Annotated in this window: 16 protein-coding genes and 1 tRNA gene; 11 read left to right on the top strand and 6 right to left on the bottom strand. The window is 75.6% G+C overall.

From position 1 onward, the window contains the following. Positions 1-4 precede the first annotated feature (4 nt). Both ACI79U_RS05010 and selD read right to left on the bottom strand, forming a co-directional pair. A complete protein-coding gene (locus tag ACI79U_RS05010; RefSeq protein ID WP_457067875.1) occupies positions 5-970 on the bottom strand; it encodes a zinc-binding dehydrogenase in 966 nt (321 codons plus the stop codon). 51 nt (positions 971-1,021) lie between these two features. After that, positions 1,022-2,023, bottom strand: coding sequence for a selenide, water dikinase SelD (selD, locus tag ACI79U_RS05005; RefSeq protein ID WP_457067872.1), 1,002 nt, complete (start codon positions 2,021-2,023; stop codon positions 1,022-1,024). 35 nt (positions 2,024-2,058) lie between these two features. On the opposite strand from selD, the gene ACI79U_RS05000 reads away from it, so the two are divergent. From ACI79U_RS05000 to selB, 3 genes are all read left to right on the top strand, one after another. Then, positions 2,059-2,154 (top strand) — tRNA-OTHER (locus ACI79U_RS05000). Between the two features lie 100 nt (positions 2,155-2,254). Continuing rightward, on the top strand, positions 2,255-3,565 hold the full coding sequence (gene selA / locus ACI79U_RS04995) for an L-seryl-tRNA(Sec) selenium transferase (RefSeq protein ID WP_457067870.1): 1,311 nt from the start codon (positions 2,255-2,257) through the stop codon (positions 3,563-3,565). Next, positions 3,556-5,301, top strand: a complete 1,746-nt coding sequence (gene selB / locus ACI79U_RS04990) for a selenocysteine-specific translation elongation factor (protein ID WP_457067867.1) — start codon at positions 3,556-3,558, stop codon at positions 5,299-5,301. The genes selA and selB overlap by 10 nt, the downstream gene beginning before the upstream one ends. A gap of 91 nt (positions 5,302-5,392) precedes the next feature. Here selB and ACI79U_RS04985 read toward each other — a convergent pair whose 3' ends face one another. After that, complete coding sequence (locus tag ACI79U_RS04985; RefSeq protein ID WP_457067865.1) at positions 5,393-6,187, bottom strand: enoyl-CoA hydratase-related protein; 795 nt, start codon at positions 6,185-6,187, stop codon at positions 5,393-5,395. A 41-nt stretch (positions 6,188-6,228) separates the two neighbouring features. On the opposite strand from ACI79U_RS04985, the gene hemW reads away from it, so the two are divergent. Beyond that, positions 6,229-7,494, top strand: coding sequence for a radical SAM family heme chaperone HemW (gene hemW, locus ACI79U_RS04980; protein ID WP_457067863.1), 1,266 nt, complete (start codon positions 6,229-6,231; stop codon positions 7,492-7,494). Here the strand turns inward: hemW and ACI79U_RS04975 are convergent. Both ACI79U_RS04975 and recQ read right to left on the bottom strand, forming a co-directional pair. Beyond that, complete coding sequence (locus ACI79U_RS04975; protein WP_457067860.1) at positions 7,491-8,732, bottom strand: Cache 3/Cache 2 fusion domain-containing protein; 1,242 nt, start codon at positions 8,730-8,732, stop codon at positions 7,491-7,493. The two genes, hemW and ACI79U_RS04975, sit on opposite strands and share 4 nt — an antisense overlap. A 334-nt stretch (positions 8,733-9,066) precedes the next feature. After that, positions 9,067-10,905: a DNA helicase RecQ gene (recQ, locus tag ACI79U_RS04970; protein ID WP_457067858.1), complete on the bottom strand. Its 1,839-nt coding sequence runs from the start codon at positions 10,903-10,905 to the stop codon at positions 9,067-9,069. 105 nt (positions 10,906-11,010) lie between these two features. Here recQ and ACI79U_RS04965 point away from each other — a divergent pair, with 105 nt between their 5' ends. From ACI79U_RS04965 to ACI79U_RS04950, 4 genes are read left to right on the top strand one after another with little or no spacing between them, the layout of a single operon-like run. Further along, positions 11,011-11,913 carry an ATP-binding cassette domain-containing protein gene (locus tag ACI79U_RS04965; RefSeq protein WP_457067855.1) on the top strand — a complete coding sequence of 301 codons (903 nt, stop codon included), beginning with the start codon at positions 11,011-11,013 and terminating at the stop codon, positions 11,911-11,913. Further along, entirely contained in the window at positions 11,910-12,650 is a 741-nt protein-coding gene (locus ACI79U_RS04960; protein ID WP_457067853.1) for an ABC transporter permease, read from the top strand. Before ACI79U_RS04965 ends, ACI79U_RS04960 begins: the two co-directional genes overlap by 4 nt. A gap of 33 nt (positions 12,651-12,683) precedes the next feature. Then, on the top strand, positions 12,684-13,796 hold the full coding sequence (locus ACI79U_RS04955) for a sensor histidine kinase (RefSeq protein ID WP_457067851.1): 1,113 nt from the start codon (positions 12,684-12,686) through the stop codon (positions 13,794-13,796). Next, a complete protein-coding gene (locus ACI79U_RS04950; protein WP_457067848.1) occupies positions 13,793-14,398 on the top strand; it encodes a response regulator in 606 nt (201 codons plus the stop codon). Before ACI79U_RS04955 ends, ACI79U_RS04950 begins: the two co-directional genes overlap by 4 nt. Here the strand turns inward: ACI79U_RS04950 and ACI79U_RS04945 are convergent. Then, positions 14,395-14,955 (bottom strand): type II toxin-antitoxin system VapB family antitoxin, encoded by a 561-nt coding sequence (locus tag ACI79U_RS04945; RefSeq protein WP_457067845.1) that lies wholly within the window; start codon positions 14,953-14,955, stop codon positions 14,395-14,397. The two genes, ACI79U_RS04950 and ACI79U_RS04945, sit on opposite strands and share 4 nt — an antisense overlap. A 322-nt stretch (positions 14,956-15,277) precedes the next feature. Here ACI79U_RS04945 and hrcA point away from each other — a divergent pair, with 322 nt between their 5' ends. From hrcA to ACI79U_RS04930, 3 genes are read left to right on the top strand one after another with little or no spacing between them, the layout of a single operon-like run. Further along, a complete protein-coding gene (gene hrcA, locus ACI79U_RS04940; protein WP_457067842.1) occupies positions 15,278-16,300 on the top strand; it encodes a heat-inducible transcriptional repressor HrcA in 1,023 nt (340 codons plus the stop codon). Positions 16,301-16,317: 17 nt separating this feature from the next. Further along, the gene (gene dnaJ / locus ACI79U_RS04935; protein ID WP_457067839.1) at positions 16,318-17,460 is read left to right on the top strand and encodes a molecular chaperone DnaJ; all 1,143 of its coding nucleotides are present in this window, start codon (positions 16,318-16,320) and stop codon (positions 17,458-17,460) included. Then, the gene (locus ACI79U_RS04930) at positions 17,457-18,224 is read left to right on the top strand and encodes a 16S rRNA (uracil(1498)-N(3))-methyltransferase (protein WP_457067837.1); all 768 of its coding nucleotides are present in this window, start codon (positions 17,457-17,459) and stop codon (positions 18,222-18,224) included. Before dnaJ ends, ACI79U_RS04930 begins: the two co-directional genes overlap by 4 nt. Positions 18,225-18,265 lie beyond the last annotated feature (41 nt).

Raw genomic sequence — 18,265 nt, 5'->3', positions numbered from 1 at the left:
CGGCTCAGATCGTGAAGACGATCTTCCCGGCAGTGCGGCCCTCGAGCATCCGGGCGAACCCCTCGCGGGCCTCGGCCAGCGGCAGCTCGACGTCGATCTGCGGCCGCACGCCGGTGACCCGGCACATCTGGATCAGGTCGTCGAGCTCCTGGCGGGTGCCCATGGTGGAGCCGATCACCGACAGCTGGGTGAAGAAGACCCGGTTCAGCTCGGCGCCCGGGCTGAAGCCGGTGGTCGCCCCGCAGGTGACGACCACGCCACCGGGCTTGAGCGACTTGATGCTGTGGCTCCAGGTCGCCTCGCCGACGGTCTCCATCACGCCGTCCACCCGCTCGGGCAGCCGCGCGCCGGTCTCGAAGGCCTGGTCCGCACCGAGCGCGAGCGCCGCGGTGCGCTTCTCCTCGCTGCGCCCGGTCACCCACATCCGGAAGCCGGCGGCGCTGCCCAGCCGGATCAGCGCGGTCGCCACCCCGCCGCTCGCACCCTGCACCAGCACGGTCTGCCCCGGCCGCAGGCCGGACCGGACGAACAGCATCCGGTAGGCGGTCAGCCAGGCGGTCGGCAGGCAGGCCGCCTCGGCGAAGGACAGTTCGGTCGGCTTCGGGACGACGTTGTGCCGCGGCACCGCCACCCGCTCGGCGAGGGTGCCCTGGTACCGCTCGGACAGCAGTGAGCGCTTGGGGTCCATCGTCTCGTCGCCGGTCCAGCCGGGGGAGGAGACGACCGCGTGGACGACGACCTCGTTGCCGTCGGAGTCCAGGCCCGCGGCGTCGCAGCCGAGGACCATCGGCATCCGCTCGGCCGGCAGCCCGACCCCGCGCAGGCTGAACAGGTCGTGGTGGTTGAGCGAGGCGGCCTTCACCGTGACCGTCGTCCAACCCTCGGGGACCTCCGGCTCGGGCCGGTCGCCGACCTCCAGCACCGACAGCGGGTCGTCCGGGGCGGGTGTGGAGACGAAGGCAGCCAGCATGCCTGGCAACGTATCGGAGCCCGGCGACGCGAGCGACGCCGACGACGTCGGCTACCGGACGATGACGGCGAACTCCTGCTGCTCGATGAACTCACCGATCACCGGGGCGCCCAGCACCTCGCCACCGAGCAGCAGCCCGCCGGAGGTCTGCGCGTCGGCCAGCAGCAGCGCCTCGTCCTCGCCGACCGCGGACAGGTCGGTGTGCGGGCGCACCCAGTCCAGGTTGCGCCGGGTGCCGCCGGAGACGTACCCCTCGGCCAGCGCCTCGCGCGCCCCGGTCAGGTACGGGACGGCTGCGGCGTCGACCACCGCGGTCACCCCGCTGGCCCGGGCCATCTTGTACAGGTGCCCGAGCAGGCCGAAGCCGGTGACGTCGGTACCGGCGCGGATCCCGGCGGCGACGGCGGCGCGGGAGGCCTCCGCGTTGAGCGTGGTCATCGCGGCCAGCGCCTCCGCAGACACCTCGCCGGTGGCCTTCATCCGGTTGTTGAGCACGCCGACGCCCAGCGGCTTGGTCAGCGACAGCGGCGTGCCGGCGACCGCACCGGAGTTGGTGATGATCCGGTCGAGGTCGACCAGCCCGGTGACGGCCATGCCGTACTTGGGCTCCGGGTCGTCGATGGAGTGCCCGCCGCCGACGTGGCAGCCGGCCTGGTGGGCGATCTCCAGCCCGCCGCGCAGCACCTCCGCGGCCAGCTCCGCGGGCAGCACGTCGCGCGGCCAGCCCAGCAGGTTGACCGCCACGACCGGGGTGCCGCCCATGGCGTAGACGTCGGAGAGGGCGTTGGCCGCGGCGATCCGGCCGAAGTCGTAGGCGTCGTCGACGACGGGGGTGAAGAAGTCGGTGGTCAGCACCAGCCCCTGGCCGCCGGGGATCCGCACGACGGCGGCGTCGTCGCCGTCGTCCAGCCCGACGACCAGCTCGGCCGCGGGGTCGACCGGGCCACTGGCGGTCAGCCCGGCGACGACGGCCTCCAGCTCGCCGGGCGGGATCTTGCACGCGCACCCGCCACCGTGGGCGTACTGGGTCAGCCGGATCGCAGTGGCGGTCATGGCCCCGAATCTATGCCCTGCGTAGGCTCGCCCGTGGAGACGTCAGGGTGCCTGGTGGCCCCCGCGGCCTCTAAAGCCGACGTGGCCGAGCATCTCGGTCAGGCGGGTTCGATTCCCGTCCGTCTCCGCCAGCCCTCCCGCGGAGCCGGCCCTCGTGGTCGGCTCCGTGGCCGGCGCCGCGGCCGGCTCCGCGGTCGTTGGCCCGTGCAGCGAGCACCTAGGGTGGCGGTCGTGAGCGGTGACCCGCGCCGTCAGGTGCCCCGGACCGACGCCGTGCTCGCCGAGCCGCCGATCGCGGCCGCCGTGTCGCGGCTGGGCCGTGATCTGGTGAAGACCGCGGTCCAGGCCGCCCAGCAGCAGGTGCGCGAGGGCGGGCTGCCCCCGGACGACGTGGTCGCCGCCGTGCTGGACCGGCTGCCCGGCTCCGCGAGCAGCCTGCACCCGGTGCTCAACGCCACCGGCGTGCTGGTGCACACCAACCTCGGCCGGGCGCCGCTGTCGCCGGCCGCCGTCGAGGCCGTCGTCGCCGCCAGCGGCACCACCGACGTGGAGCTCGACCTGGCCACCGGTCGCCGGGGGCCGCGCGGGGAGGGCGCGCTCGGGGCGCTGCTGGCCGCCGTCCCGGCCGCCGAGGCCGCGCTGGTGGTGAACAACTGCGCCGCCGCGCTCGCCCTGGTCGCGACCACGTTCGGCGGCGAGCTGGTGATCGCCCGCGGCGAGCTGGTCGAGATCGGTGACGGCTTCCGCATCCCCGAGCTGCTGACTGCCACCGGCGCCCGGCTGCGCGAGGTGGGGACGACGAACCGGGTCGCCGTCGCCGACTACACCGGCGCGCTGGGGCCGGACACCGGCGCGGTGCTGAAGGTGCACCCGTCGAACTTCGTCGTCCGCGGGTTCACCCGGTCCGCCGACGTCGCCGAGCTGTCCGCCGCGCTGGCCGGCACCGGGGTACCGCTGGTCGCCGACGTGGGCAGCGGGCTGCTGCACCCGCATCCGCTGCTGCCGGACGAGCCGGACTTGCAGACCACCCTCGCCGACGGCGCCGACCTGGCGTTGTGCAGCGGCGACAAGCTGCTCGGCGGGCCGCAGGCGGGGATCGTGCTCGGCCGCGCGGAGCTGGTGCTGCGACTGCGCCGGCACCCGCTCTACCGCGCGCTGCGGGTGGACAAGACGACGCTCGCCGCCTTGGAGGCGACACTGCGCGGGCCGGTGCCCCCGGTGCGACGGATGCTGGACGCCGACCTGGCCGGGCTGCGGGCGCGCGCCGCTGCGGTGGCCGCGACGCTGCGTGCGCAGGGTGTGCCGGCGGACGCCGTCGACGCGACCGCCCGGGTCGGCGGTGGGGGAGCCCCGGAGTTCGAGCTGCCCAGCGCGGCGGTGGCGGTGCCGCTGGCCTTCGCCGAGCCGCTGCGCGCCGCGAGCACCCCGGTGGTCGGGTACGCCGCCGGCGACCGCACCCACCTGGACCTGCGCAGCCTGGCCCCCGCCGACGACGAGCGGCTGACCGCGATGGTGCTGGAGGTGGCGGCCGCGTGGACGTGATCGCCACCGCCGGCCACGTCGACCACGGCAAGTCGACCCTGGTGCGGGCGCTGACCGGGATGGAGCCCGACCGCTGGGAGGAGGAGCGCCGGCGTGGGCTGACCATCGACCTGGGCTTCGCCTGGACGACGCTGCCCGGTGGTCGCCGCCTGGCCGTGGTCGACGTGCCCGGGCACGAGAAGTTCGTCGGCAACATGCTCGCCGGTGTGGGCTCGGTGCCGGCCGCGCTCGTGGTGGTGGCCGCCGACGACGGCTGGTCGGCGCAGACCGCCGAGCACGTGGCGGTCCTCGACGCGCTGGGTGTGCGGCACGGGCTGCTCGCCGTCACCAAGGCCGACCTGGCCGACCCGGGCCCGGTGCTCGCCGACGCCGCGCAGCGCCTGGCCGGCACCGCGCTGGGACAGGTGCCCGCGATCGCCGTCAGCGCCCGCACCGGGGACGGCGTGCCGGAGCTGACCGCCGCCCTGGAGGGCGTGCTGGCGGCCCTGCCGGCACCGGACCCGGCGGCGGCGGTGCGGCTGTGGGTCGACCGGGCGTTCACCATCCGGGGTGCCGGGACCGTGGTCACCGGCACGCTCGCCGCCGGCACGGTGCGCACCGGCGACCGGTTCGCCCTCGGCGACCGGGAGGTCACCGTGCGCGGGCTGCACTCGCTCGGGGCGCCGGTCGAGGCGGCGTCGGCCACCGCGCGGGTGGCGCTGAACCTGCGCGGGGTCGCGGTGGAGGAGATCGCCCGCGGCGACGCGCTGCTCACCCCCGGGGCGTTCCGCCGTACCGCCGACCTCGACGTCTCCCTGGCCACCCCTCCCGAGGACCGGCTCCCCGCCGAGCTGGTGGTGCACATCGGGTCGGCGACCGTTTCCGCGCGGGTGCGCCCGCTGGACGGGTCGGCGGTGCGGCTGCGGCTGGACGCGGAGCTGCCGCTGCGGGTCGGTGACCGCCTGCTGCTGCGCGACCCCGGTGCCCGCCGGGTGTTCGGCGCCGACGTCCGGGACGTCGACCCGCCGGAGCTGCGCCGCCGGGGTGCGGCCCGCACCCGGGGAGCGGAGCTGGCCGGGCAGCCGACCGGGGAGGCGGGGGCGCTCGCCGACCTGCAGCGGCGCCGGTTCGTGCGGCGCGCGGACTTCGTGGCGATGGGCTGGCCGGTGCCCGCCGGGGCGACCGAGGTCGGCCCGTGGCTGATCGCGCCGGGGCTGGCCGACGAACTCGCCGCCCGGGTGCCGCAGGTGGTGGCCCGGTACCGGCAGCTGCGCCCGCTGGAGACGGGGCCGCCGATCGCGGTGCTGCGCTCGGCGCTCGAGCTGCCCGACGTGGAGCTGGTGCCCGCGGTCGTGCGGCCCCCGCTGTCGCTGCGCGACGGCCGGGTCGTCGCCGGTTCCGCGGGGCTGCCCGAGCACGTGCAGCGGGCGGTCGACGAGCTCCGTGCCCGGCTGGCCGGCGCGCCCTTCGCCGCGCCCGAGGCGCCGGACCTGGCGGCTGCCGGGCTCGGCCCGCGGGAGCTGGCGGCGGCGGTGCGCGACGAGCAGCTGGTCCGGATCGCCGAGGGGATCTACCTCGCGCCCGGTGTGGCCGAGGAGGCCCGGCGCCGGCTGGTCGCGCTGCCGCAGCCGTTCACGCTCAGCGACGCGCGCAAGGCGTGGGAGACCACCCGCCGGGTCGCGGTCCCGCTGGCCGAGTGGCTGGACGCCCGCGGGGTCACCGTGCGCCAACCGGACAACACCCGCCGGCTGCGCTGAGCACCGGACGCCCCCGGAGGGCGGCACAGGGGGTGCGGACAGTCGTGCTCTGAGTCGCCCGGCGACTCAGAGCACGAGCGTCGCGGACCCCTCACTCTGTGGCCGGCACCCAGCGGGCCGGGCGCTTCTCGCGGAAGGCGGCGATGCCCTCCTGGCCCTCGGCCGAGGCGAACGCCCGGGCCGACAGCTCGGCCAGCGCGGGGAACCGGCCGGCCAGGTCGTACCCGTCGCGCAGCAGCCGCTTGGTCTCCGCCAGCGCCGCCGGCGCCCCGGCCGCCAGTGCCGCCACCTGACCGGCCACGGCGTCGTCCACCGCGTCGTCGGCGACCGCCAGGTCGACCAGCCCGGCGGCCGCCGCCGCTGACGCGTCGAACACCTCGCCGGTGAGCATCAGCCGGTGCGCGGCGGGCGGCTGCATCCGCGGGCGGCACACCGCCGAGATCACCGCCGGCACCAGCCCGAGCCGCACCTCGCTGAACGCGAAGCTCGCCGAGGCCCCGGCGACGACGACGTCGCAGGCCGCCGCCAGCCCCACCCCACCGGCCCGGGCCGGTCCCCGGACGACGGCGACCACCGGCTTGGGCGCATGCCAGAGCCGGGTGAGCAGCTCGGGGAACTCGCGTACCCCCTGGTCGCCGCTCGCCCCGCCGGTGGCCTCGCGCAGGTCCATCCCGGAGCAGAAGACCCGGCCGGCGTGGTCCAGCACCACCACCCGGACGGCGTCGTCGGCCAGGGCGTCGTCCAGCGCGGTGCGCAGCTGGGCGCGCATGGCGCGGGAGAGCGCGTTCCGGTCGGCGGGGGAGTCCAGCGTCAGCCGGGCCACCCCGGCGGAGACGTCGACGGTGAGCACGCGGTCGTCGCTGGTCGCGGAGGTCACCCCCGGCATCCTGCCGGGACCGGGCGCCCGGCGGTCACACTGGAGCGCAGATGACTGACACCACGAGCCCACCCGCCCGGCCCTTGCCCCTGCTCACCGGTGCCCGCGCCAGCGACCCGGTGCTCCCGGCCGACCCGTCGATGCTGCCCGGCAGCGCCCGGGCCGGTCTCGCCGCCGCCCCGTTCGGCCTGTACGTGCACGTGCCGTTCTGCGCCACCCGCTGCGGCTACTGCGACTTCAACACCTACACCTCCGACGAGCTCGGCCCGGGCGCGAACCGCAGCGAGTACGCGGCCACCGCGATCGCCGAGCTGCGGCTGGCCGCCAGGGTGCTGGGGCCGGACCGGCCCGCGGTGCAGACCGTCTTCGTCGGCGGCGGCACGCCCACGCTGCTGCCGGCCGGTGACCTGGTGGCGGTGATGGACGCCGTCCGGGAGCTGTTCCCGGTGGCCCCGGACATGGAGGTCACCACCGAGGCCAACCCGGAGTCGGTGACGCCGGAGTCGCTGGCCACGTTGCGGGACGGCGGCTTCACCCGGATCAGCCTGGGCATGCAGTCCGCGGCCGAGCACGTGCTCGCCGTGCTCGACCGCCGGCACACCCCCGGCCGCGCCGTGCAGGCCGCCCACGAAGCGCGCGCCGCCGGCTTCGAGCACGTCAACCTCGACCTCATCTACGGCGCGCCGGGGGAGTCCGACGCCGACTGGCAGGCCTCGCTGGACGCCGTGCTGGCCGCGCCGGTCGACCACGTCAGCGCCTACGCGCTGATCGTCGAGCAGGGCACCCGGCTGTCCCGGCGGGTCGCCCGCGGCGAGCTGCCCATGCCCGACGACGACGTGCTGGCCGACCGCTACGAGCAGGCCGACCGCGCGTTCGGGCAGGCCGGCATGGGCTGGTACGAGGTGTCGAACTGGGCGCGGGACCGCGCCGCCCGCTGCCGGCACAACGAGCTGTACTGGGCCAACGCGAACTGGTGGGGGATCGGGCCGGGCGCTCACTCCCACGTCGGCGGGCTGCGCTGGTGGAACGTCAAGCACCCGGCGGCCTACGCCGACCGGCTCGCCGCGGGCGCGCACCCCGCCGCCGACGCCGAGCGGCTGACCCCGGCCGACCAGGCGCTGGAGCGGGTGATGCTGGGGCTGCGGCTGCGCGACGGGCTGCCGCTGACCGCGCTCAGCGACGCCGGCCGGGCCCGGGCCGAGGAGGCATGCGTCCGGGGGCTGCTGGCGGCCGAGCCGCACGCGGCGGGCCTGGCGGTGCTGACCGACCGCGGCCGGCTGCTCGCCGACGCCCTCGTCCGCGACCTGACGGACTAGCCGATCTCGTCCAGCGGCAGACCGACGTAGAGCATGCCGACGAGCTCCCCGCGCGCCGAGTGCACCCCGGTGTAGGCGGTGAAGAACGGCTTCCCGGCGACGGTGGCCGGACCGGTGTAGGTCTGCCCGGCGAGCACCGCGGCCAGCACCGGGTTGGCGCTTCCGTCGGCGTTGGTGCGGGCGATGTAGGTGCCGATGTTGCGCCGCCCCGCCGGGGTCACCACCGACGTCGTCGCCCGGACCATGCTGCCGGCGGCGTCCAGCCGCTGGAACAGCGTGCAGCTGCCGCCCACCTCGGCGACGACCGCGTCGACCAGCGGCGCGGGCCGGCGGGGGTCGTCGTCGCGGTCCACCGGGACCCCACCGAGCAGCAGCTCCGGCAGCGTGGCGCCGTGCGCGGCGTTCGTCGTCTGGTCGCGGACGGTCAGGCTCACCGTGTGCTCGCCGAGCTCCACCCCGCCGGCGTCGTCGAGCAGGTCCTGGGCGGTGGTCAGCGCCCGGCGGACGTAGGCCAGCCGCTGGCTGTCGGCCAGCTGCGCCACCGCGTCGGTGATCCGCGCCGAGCCGCTCGCGGCCCGGTCGACGTTGTCCACGACCCGGTCGGTGGCGGCCCGCTGCTGGTCGACGGCGGCGCTGATCGCGTCCTGTGCCTCGGCGATCGAGCCCAGCGTGCCGGTGATCCGCTGGATCGCGCTGACCGCCTGACGGGTCTCGGACTGCACCGCCTCGATCTGCGCGCCGATGTCCTCGGCGGCCTGGGCGGTGCGGCTGGCCAGCTGCTTGACCTCGTCGGCGACGACGGCGAATCCGCGGCCGACGTCACCGGCGCGGGCGGCCTCGACGAAGGCGTTGAGCGCCAGGAAGCGGCTCTGCTGGCTGATCGCGGAGATCAGCCGGACCATCTCCGTGATCGACTCGCTCGCCGTCTGCAGCGCGGCGATCCGCTCGTCGACGGCCTGGGCGTCGCGGACGGCCTCCTCGGCCACCGCCGAGGCCCGCGAGGTGCTGGCCGAGATGTCGGAGATGGCACCGCGCAGCTCGGTGAGCGACTCCGCGGCCTCCCGCGAGGTGTCGGAGACCTCCCGGCTGGCCGCGGAGAGCACCCCGGCCTGCTTGGCCGCGGTCTCCAGCGTGCCGTCGTGCTCGGCCCGCCGGCGGGGCCGGACGGGCGGTGCCGGCGGCGGTCCGGGCACCGACGTCGTCGGTGGGGCGGTGCTCCCAGCAGCGGACCAGCGCACGAACGGGCTCCTTCCGGCGCGCCCGAGCGCCACCGGCCGGACGTCGCGGGCACCGGGTGCGCACCAGCAGGCGGCGCCCGGTCCTCCGACATGGACAACAGTCGCGCCGGCAGGGCTCCTGTGACCAGCCGGCGGACCGCGAGCCGAATGCTAGGAGCTGGTGGGCGCCTGCTCCCGCCTCGCTGTGCGGACGCGCCGACCGGGAGTGATCAACGCCGCACGGGATCGTTTCCAGCTGACGGATGTCAGATCGTGTCCACGACGTCTCGCACTGCCGCGACCGCACCCCGACGGCCAGGCTCGTCCCATTGCAACGGGGGCGGAGAACGGGGTCTCAGCCGTGCAGGGCGGCGAGCACCTGGTTGCCGAACTTCTCCAGCTTCGCCGCGCCGACGCCGCTGACCGTGCCCAGGGCGGCCAGGTCGGCCGGCTCCTCGGTGGCGATCTGCCGCAGGGTCGCATCGTGGAAGACCACGTAGGCCGGCACGCCCTGCTCCTTGGCGGTGGCGGCGCGCCAGGCCCGCAGCCGTTCGAAGGCGGCGGTGGCCGACGCGGGCAGCTCGGGGGCGGTGCCCTTGCTCCCACGAGCCCGGGCGGCCCGTACCGGGCGGTCGGGCTCCCGGCGCATCAGCACCTCGCGCTCCCGGCGCAGCACCGGACCGCTCGCCTCGTTCAGCGCCAGCGTGCCGTACTCGCCCTGCACCGCGAGCAGCCCCTGGGCCAGCAGCTGCCGCACGACGCCGCGCCACTGACCCTCGGACAGGTCGGTGCCGATGCCGAAGACGGTCAGCTCGTCGTGGCTGTGCTGGGCGACCTTGTCGGTGCGCCGGCCCAGCAGGATGTCGATCGACTGGCCGGCACCGAAGGACTGCCCGCGCTCGCGCTGCAGCCGCAGCACCGTGGACAGCAGCATCTGCGCCGGGACGGTGGCGTCCCAGGACTCCGGCGGGTTCAGGCAGGTGTCGCAGTTCCCGCAGGGTGAGCTCTCCTGGCCGAAGTGGGCGAGCAGCCCCACCCGCCGGCAGTCGACCGTCTCGCAGAGCGCCAGCATGGCGTCGAGCTGGGCGGAGAGCACCCGGCGGTGTGCGGCGTCGCCCTCGGAGGACTCGATCATCTTCCGCTGCTGCACGACGTCCGCGAGCCCGTAGGCCAGCCACGCGGTGGAGGGCAGGCCGTCGCGGCCGGCGCGGCCGGTCTCCTGGTAGTAGCCCTCCACCGACTTGGGCAGGTCCAGGTGGGCGACGAAGCGGACATCGGGCTTGTCGATGCCCATGCCGAACGCGATGGTCGCCACCATCACCAGTCCGTCCTCGCGGAGGAAGCGGGACTGGTGCGTCGCGCGGGTCCGCTGGTCCAGCCCCGCGTGGTACGGCAGCGCCGGGATGCCCTGGCCCACCAGGAACTCCGCGGTCTTCTCCACCGAGGCCCGGGACAGGCAGTAGACGATGCCGGCGTCCCCGGGGTGCTCGGTCCGCAGCAGGTCCAGCAGCTGCTTGCGCGGCTCGTTCTTCGGCGCGATCCGGTACTGGATGTTCGGCCGGTCGAAGCCGGCGACCACGTGCAGCGCGTCGTCCAGCTGCAGCCGGGTGCTGATCTCGGTGTGCGTGGCCCGGGTGGCCGTCGCGGTCAGGGCGATCCGGGGGACGTCGGGCCAGCGCTCGTGCAGCATCGACAGGGCGAGGTAGTCGGGCCGGAAGTCGTGACCCCACTGCGCGACGCAGTGCGCCTCGTCGATGGCGAACAGGGCGATCCGGCCGCGTTCGAGCAGGCGGGCGGTCGGGGAGGCGCCTCCGCCCAGGGACTCCGGGGCCACGTACAGCAGGTCGAGCTCCTCGGCGAGGAAGGCCTCCTCGACGGCCCGGCGCTCGGCGCGGTCCTGGCTGGAGTTGAGGAAGCCGGCGCGCACGCCCAGGGCGCGCAGCGTGTCGACCTGGTCCTGCATGAGCGCGATCAGCGGCGAGACGACGACGCCGACGCCCTCCCGCAGCAGCGCCGGCACCTGGTAGCACAGCGACTTGCCGCCGCCGGTGGGCATGAGCACCAGCGCGTCGCCACCGGCGACGACGTGGTCGACCACCTCGCGCTGCGGTCCGCGGAAGGCGTCGTAGCCGAACACCCGACCGAGCACCTCGAGCGCGGGGTCGGTGACCGCAGGGTCTTCGAGCACGTCCACCCGACGAGCGTAGGCGGCCCGCGGCCGGTGACCTGACATCCGTCACCAGGTGTGGACGACGTCTCGCACTCCCGCCGGCACCCCGCCGCGCGCCAGGCTCGTGGCATGCCCACGACACCCGCTCTGCAGATCGACGGACTGAGCGTCCGCTACGGCGCGACGCTCGCCGTCGACGCCCTCGACCTGCGCATCGACGCCGGTGAGACCGTCGCCCTGCTCGGCGCCAACGGGGCCGGCAAGTCCTCCGTCGTCAACGCCGCCCTCGGCCTGTTCCGCCCGGCCGCCGGCACGGTGCGGCTGCTCGGCCGCGAGCCGGCCGCCGCCCTCCAGGCCGGCGGCGTGGGCGCGATGCTGCAGCACGGCGGGCTGCCCAGCGAGGCGCGCGTCGGTGAGGTGCTCGCGCTGGTGCGCCGCCGCTACGCCGACCCGTGGCCGCTGGCGGACCTGGTCGCCACGGCCGGCATCGGCGGCCTGCTCGACCGCGCGGTCGACGCGCTCTCCGGTGGGCAGCGCCAGCGCGTGCTCCTCGCCCTCGCCCTGGCCGGTGCGCCTCCGCTGCTGCTGCTGGACGAGCCGACCTCGGCCATGGACGTCGAGGGCCGGCAGGCGTTCTGGACGACGATGCGCGACCTGGCCGGGCGCGGGCACACCGTCGTCTTCGCCACCCACCACCTCGACGAGGCCGATGCGGTCGCTGACCGGGTCGTGGTGGTGAGCGGTGGACGGGTGGTCGCCGACGGGACCGCGGCCGCGATCAAGGCCCGCATCGCCGGGCGCACCGTCCGGTTCCGCTCTCCCGGGCCGCGGGACGGGCTGTCCGGGCTGCCGGGGGTCACCGGGGTCGGCGGGGACGGCGACCTGGTCGAGCTCGCCACCTCCGACGTCGAGGCGACACTGCGCGCGCTGCTCGCCGACCGTGCCGCGCTGCCCGAACTGGAGGTGCGCGGCGCCAGCCTCGAGCAGGCCTTCCTGCACCTCACGAGCGCCGTGACAGGAGCCCTCCGATGACCGACCTGCTGCTCTTCCAGCTCCGCCGGGTGGGGCGCAACAAGCAGTACCTGTTCTTCACCGTGCTGCTGCCGGCGCTGTTCACGATCTTCTTCACCCAGGTCATCGGCGGGCAGGTGCCGGCCGGGGCGTACCAGGACCTCGCCGGTGCCGTCCTGGTCTCGATGATGGCCTACGGCGCGATCAGCGCAGCGCTCGGCGCGACGATCCGGATCGCCTTCGACCGCTCCTCCGGCTGGCTGCGGCAGCTGCGGGTGACGCCGGTGCCGACCGGGTCGGTGTTCGCCGTCGACGTCGTGGTCGGGGCGCTGCTGGTGCTGCCCAGCCTCGTCGTGGTCGCGTTGGTCGGGCGCGTCGTCAACGGTGTCCAACTCGGTCTGGGCACCTGGCTGGCGCTGGTCGGGGCGCTGTGGGTGGGGTCGGTGGTCTTCGTGGCCCTCGGCGTCGCGGTGGGGCTGGCGCTGGACGCCCAGGCCGCGGGTGCCGCCATCGGCATCCTCGGCACGGTGCTGGCCGCGCTGGGTGGCCTCTGGTTCCCGGTGGAGATGCTCCCGGACGGGATGGTGGCGCTGGCCCACGCCCTGCCGTCGTACTGGTTCGCCGAGCTGGGCCGCGACGTGGCGGCCGGCGCGTTCCGCGGCACCCCGGTGGTGGTCCTGGTCGGCTTCGGCGTCCTGTTCGCCGCCGCGGCGCTGCTGGTCGCCCGTCGTCGTCCGCTGCACGCGGTCGCCGGCTGAACCGCTGCCGTGTCGGGGGCTAGCGTCGCCGTCATGGGCGGCGGGAGCTGGTGGGGGCGGGCGGTGTGGGCGCTGCCGTGGCTGCTGTTCCAGGTCTTCCCGATCGTCGACCTGGTCACCACCGACCGCCCGGCGCCGGCCCGCTGGGTGGGCGCCCTCGGGCTGGTCGTCTTCACCGGGCTCTACCTCAACGTGATCGGCGATCTGGGCCGGCCGCGCGGGCTGCGCCCGGACCTGGTCGGGATGGTCGTGGTGGCGGTCGGGCTGGCGGTGGCCTACGGCGCCAGCTGGGCCGGGCTGATGATCTACGTGTCGGCCGCCGTGGCCGCCGCGGTGCCGCAGCGGTGGGTGTGGCCCGGGGTGCTCGGTGCGGCCGGGGTCTGCCTGGCCGTGCTGCTGGCCGAGGGCGCGCTGACGTCGCTGTTCCTGCCGCCGATCTGCCTGCTCACCGCCTTCGCCATCCAGGGCACCCGGTACCTGATCCAGGTCAACCGCGAGCTCACCGAGGCGCGGGAGGAGCTGGCCCGCAACGCCGTCACCGAGGAGCGGCTGCGCTTCGCCCGCGACCTGCACGACCTGCTCGGGCACTCGCTGTCGCTGATCGCGCTGAAGAGCGAGCTGGCCCGCCGGCTGGCCGAGCGGGACCCGGCCCGGGCGGCGGCGGAGATGGGGGACGTCGAGGAGGCGGCCCGCCGGGCGTTGGCGGAGGTCCGCGAGGCGGTCAGCGGCTACCGCTCGGTCAACGCCGCCCAGGCGCTGGCCGAGGCGCGGTCCGCGCTCACCGGGGCGGGGATCGCCGTCCGGCTGCCCGACCGGGTGCCGGCGCTGCCGGGCACCGTCGACGACGCGCTGGGCTGGGTGGTGCGGGAGGCGGCCACGAACGTGCTGCGGCACAGCGGCGCCCGGCGGGTGACCGTCACGCTCACCGAGGACGGCGTCACTGCGGAGCTGGCGGTGGAGGACGACGGGAACGGGACGGCGGAGCGGATCCAGGTGGTCGGCGGATCGTCGGGCTCGGGGCTGGCCGGGCTGCGGGAGCGGGTGGCCGCGCTGGGCGGGGAGCTCAGCGCGGGGCCGGTGGACGGCGGGGGCTGGCGGCTCGCGGTGCGGGTGCCGCTGCAGCCGGCCGATGCGGTGACCCGGTGATCCGGGTGCTGCTGGCCGAGGACCAGACCCTGGTGCGCGGGGCGCTGCGGGCGCTGCTGGACCTGGAGGAGGACATCGAGGTGGTGGCCGAGGTCGGCCGCGGTGACCTGGTGCTGGCAGTCGCCCGGGAGCACCGGCCCGACGTCGCGCTGCTGGACATCGAGATGCCCGGCCAGGACGGCATCGAGGCCGCGCGCGAGCTGGCGGCCGAGCTGCCCGGCGTCCGCGCGGTCGTGCTGACCACGTTCGGCCGACCGGGGTTCCTGCGCCGAGCGATGGAGGTGGGCGCGGCCGGGTTCCTGGTCAAGGACTCGCCGGTGGCCGAGCTCGCCCGGTCGATCCGCGCGGTGGTGGCGGGGGAGCGGGTGATCGACCGCGACCTGGCCGCGGCGGCGCTGGCGCTGGGCGCCACGCCGCTGTCGACCCGGGAGGCCGACGTGCTGCGGGCGGCGGCCGACGGGGCGACCGTGGCCGACATCGCCGGGCGGCTGTTCCTGTCCGAGGGGACGGTGCGCAACTACCTGTCCTCGGCGATCGGCAAGACCGGGGCGCGCACCCGGGTGGAGGCCGCCCGGGTCGCGGAGGAGAAGGGCTGGCTCTAGCGGGGCGGGTCGAGGTCCAGCGCGGCGTCCCCGCGGTGGGCGTTCCACGGCCCGCTGCCCCAGGGGGCGGCGGTCTCGCCGGGAGTCGCGGACCGGGCGGTCACCGCGGGCAGCTCCGCGGTGTCCGGCGCGGCGTGCCGGGGGGCCGACTCGCGCATCAGGGCGTCCAGGTCGAGCACCCGCACGTGGATGACGTTGCGCTGCTGCAGGGCAGCGCGCAGCGCCCGGTGCAGGCCGTCCTCCAGGTACATCTCGTTCTGCCACTGGACGGCGTGCGGGAACAGGTCGCCGTAGAAGGTGGAGTCGTCGGCCAGCAGGGCGTCCAGGGCGAGCTCGCGCTTGGTGGTGACCAGCGTGTCGAGCCGGATCTGCCGCGGCGGGATCATCGCCCAGTCACGGGTGGAGAAGTTGTGGTCGGGATACGGCCGCCCGTCCCGCACCGCCTTGAAGATCAGAGCTGGTCCTCCCGTTTCCCCCGGACACCCGTGAGGGTGCTCACGACCGCCGTCCACCCTAGTGGGCCGGCAGGAGGCTCCGCCGACGACGGCCGCTGGCATCGATCCCACGTTCCCTGACCCGACGGGGCCCGTGACCCCGCGACCGGTGCAGCTCCGGATCAGGTCACGGCGGCTGGAGCGCACGCTGTATTCGACCGGGGGTGACGTCGTGCTGCGACGATCCGTCGTCGACGATCTGAAGAGCCGGGTCACGCGGTGGACGTGAACGCCGCCGACTCGACCGGCGCTCCCGCCCAGCTGCGCGAGCCGGGGGACGGGGGTGGCGGGCGGTCGTATGCTGGCACTCGACTCGCGTGAGTGCCAGGACGCGTCCTGGCCGACCGTGCGCGGGCCCGTCGAACCGGTACGGGAGGTGTCAGCCGTGGCGCACGACGACCGGCGCCTGAGCGTGCTGCGAGCGATCGTCCAGGACTACGTCTCCACCAACGACCCGGTGGGGAGCAAGGCGCTCGCGGCCCGCTACGACCTCGGGGTCTCCCCGGCCACCATCCGCAACGACATGGCGGTGCTGGAGGAGGAGGGGTACATCACCCAGCCGCACACCAGCGCCGGGCGGGTGCCCACCGACAAGGGCTACCGCCTCTTCGTCGACCGGCTGTCCTCGGTGAAGCCGCTGTCGGTGGCCGAGCGGCGGGCGATCGAGAAGTTCCTCGACGGCGCCGTCGACCTGCACGACGTGCTCGGCCGCAGCGTCCGGCTGCTGGCCCAGCTGACCCGACAGGTCGCCGTCATCCAGTACCCCACGCTGTCGCGCTCCGCCGTCCGGCACCTGGAGCTGGTGCCGCTGACCAGCAGTCGGCTGCTCATGGTGCTCATCACCGACACCGGCCGGGTCGAGCAGCGCGTGGTCGACAGCCCGGACGACGTCGATCCGGAGACCGTCGCCGAGCTGCGCACGCTGCTCAACGCCGCGTTCACCGGCAAGAAGCTGGTCGAGGCGAGCGACAAGATCGGCGACCTGGTCGACAACGCCCGGCCGCACCTGCGGCCGCTGGTCGCCGCGGTCAGCGCCACCCTGCTGGAGACGCTGGTCGAGCCGTCGGAGGACCGGCTGGTCATCGGCGGCACGGCGAACCTCGCGCAGGGCAGCGCGCTGGACTTCCCCGGCACCTTCCGCCCGCTGCTGGAGGCCCTGGAAGAACAGGTGGTCGTCCTGCGGTTGATGGCTGAGGTGGGCCCGAGCACGGTGACGGTGAGCATCGGCGAGGAGAACGAGCACGAGGCGTTGACCGCCGCGTCGTTCGTCTCCGTGGGCTACGGGTCCGGCGACCAGGCGCTCGGCGGCCTCGGCGTCGTCGGGCCCACCCGGATGGACTACGCAGGGAACATGGCCGCGGTACGAGCCGTGGCCCGCTACGTCGGCCAGTTGCTGGCCGAGAGCTGAGGACGGGACAAGACTGCATGGCGACCGACTACTACGGCGTGCTGGGCCTGGCCCCCGGAGCGACCGACTCCGAGATCAAGAAGGCCTACCGCCGGATGGCGCGGGACCTGCACCCCGACGTCAACCCGGACCCGGGGGCGAAGGAGCGCTTCGGCGAGGTCAGCCGCGCCTACGAGGCGCTGACCGACCCGGAGAAGCGCCGCATCATCGACCTGGGCGGTGACCCCTACGACGCCGGCGGTGGCCGCGGCGGCAGCCCGTTCGGCAACGCGGCCGGTTTCGGCGGGCTCGGCGACATCATGGACGCCTTCTTCGGCGGCGCCGGGGGCGCGCGCGGCCCGCGCGGCCGGGTCCGGGAGGGCAGCGACGCGCTGATCCGGGTCGAGCTCGACCTGGCCGAGACCGTCTTCGGGACGACGACGGAGATCACCGTCGACACCGCGGTCCTCTGCGACGTCTGCACCGGTGCCGGCACCGCGCCGGGCACCCACCCGGAGACCTGCTCCACCTGCAACGGCCGCGGCGAGGTGCAGAGCGTGCAGCGCTCCTTCCTCGGCCAGGTCATCGCCAGCCGCCCCTGCCCCACGTGCCAGGCCACCGGCCAGGTCATCCCGAACCCGTGCCCGCAGTGCGCCGGTGACGGCCGGGTCCGCGCCCGCCGCACCATCCCGGTGAAGATCCCCGCCGGCGTCGAGGACGGCATGCGCATCCGGCTGGCCGGCCACGGCGAGGTCGGCCCCGGCGGCGGCCCGGCCGGCGACCTCTACGTCGAGGTGCACGAGCGCCCGCACGCCGTCTTCACCCGCGACGGCGAGGACCTGCACTGCCGGGTCACCCTGCCGATGACCGCCGCCGCGCTGGGCACCACGCTGAAGCTGGAGACCCTCGACGGGGTCGAGGACCTCGACATCCGCGCCGGCACCCAGTCCGGCAGCGTGCTCACCCTGCGCGCGCACGGCGCCCCGCGGCTGCGCGGTACCGGGCGCGGCAACCTGCAGGTGCACATCGACGTGCAGACCCCCAGCCGGCTCGACGAGCGCCAGCAGGAGCTGCTGCGCGAGCTCGCCGCACTGCGCGGCGAGGAGCTGGCCGACGGCGCCGCGGCCAACCACGGCGGCGGCCTGTTCTCCCGGGTACGCGACGCGTTCAACGGCCGATGAGCGAGCCCTCGGCCGACGCCCAGGAGCCGACGGCCGACGGCGCCCCGCTCTTCCTCGTCGACGAGCTGCCCGACGCCGCTGAGGTCACCGTCGACGGCGCCGAGGGACGGCACGCCGTCGACGTGCTGCGGCTGACCGCCGGCGAGCGGGTCAAGGTCGCCGACGGCCGGGGCCTGCTCGTCGAGGGCACGGTCACCGACGCCGGGCCGCGCGGGCTGCGGGTGCAGGTGCACACCCGGCACGAGGTGCCCGCCCCGCAGCCGGAGTTCGTGCTGGTCCAGGCGCTGCCCAAGGGCGACCGCGGGCCGCTCGCCGTCGACCTCGCCACCGAGCTCGGCGTCGACCGGATCGTGCCCTGGACCGCGGCCCGCTGCGTCACCCGCTGGCGCGAGGACCGGGTGGAGAAGGGCCTGGCCAAGTGGCGCTCCGCCGCCCGCGCCGCCAGCAAGCAGGCCCGCCGCCCCCGGGTGCCCGAGGTGACCGAGCCGATGACCACCCGGCAGGTCATCGGCCTGCTCGCCGACGTCGACCTCACCCTGGTGCTGCACGAGCAGGCGCGGGACCCCCTCGCCCGGGTCGAGGTGCCGGCCACCGGCAGCGTCGCCGTCGTCGTCGGCCCCGAGGGCGGGCTCACCGACGGCGAGGTGGTGGCCTTCCGCGCCGCCGGTGCCCAGTCGGTGCGGCTGGGCACCGAGGTGCTGCGGACCTCCACCGCCGGCGCCGCGGCGCTGGCCGCGCTGAGCGTCAGGACCCGCTGGGCCTGACCTCCCGTTGATCATCGGCGAGTGGTCGCCCGACACGCCGG

Source organism: Modestobacter sp. SYSU DS0904 (genome assembly GCF_054051115.1).
Note: the sequence above shows the minus strand (reverse complement) of the source record. Positions and strands in the feature narration are given on the sequence as shown.

Excerpts from the sequence above, each read along its gene's own strand:
- ACI79U_RS04960 (WP_457067853.1), top strand. The coding sequence starts at position 11,910 with ATGACCGACCTGCTGCTCTTCCAGCTCCGCCGGGTGGGGCGCAACAAG.
- ACI79U_RS04945 (WP_457067845.1), bottom strand. The coding sequence starts at position 14,955 with ATGCCAGCGGCCGTCGTCGGCGGAGCCTCCTGCCGGCCCACTAGGGTG.
- ACI79U_RS04955 (WP_457067851.1), top strand. The coding sequence starts at position 12,684 with ATGGGCGGCGGGAGCTGGTGGGGGCGGGCGGTGTGGGCGCTGCCGTGG.
- ACI79U_RS04965 (WP_457067855.1), top strand. The coding sequence starts at position 11,011 with ATGCCCACGACACCCGCTCTGCAGATCGACGGACTGAGCGTCCGCTAC.
- dnaJ (WP_457067839.1), top strand. The coding sequence starts at position 16,318 with ATGGCGACCGACTACTACGGCGTGCTGGGCCTGGCCCCCGGAGCGACC.
- hemW (WP_457067863.1), top strand. The coding sequence starts at position 6,229 with ATGACTGACACCACGAGCCCACCCGCCCGGCCCTTGCCCCTGCTCACC.
- selD (WP_457067872.1), bottom strand. The coding sequence starts at position 2,023 with ATGACCGCCACTGCGATCCGGCTGACCCAGTACGCCCACGGTGGCGGG.
- ACI79U_RS04930 (WP_457067837.1), top strand. The coding sequence starts at position 17,457 with ATGAGCGAGCCCTCGGCCGACGCCCAGGAGCCGACGGCCGACGGCGCC.
- ACI79U_RS05010 (WP_457067875.1), bottom strand. The coding sequence starts at position 970 with ATGCTGGCTGCCTTCGTCTCCACACCCGCCCCGGACGACCCGCTGTCG.
- ACI79U_RS04985 (WP_457067865.1), bottom strand. The coding sequence starts at position 6,187 with ATGCCGGGGGTGACCTCCGCGACCAGCGACGACCGCGTGCTCACCGTC.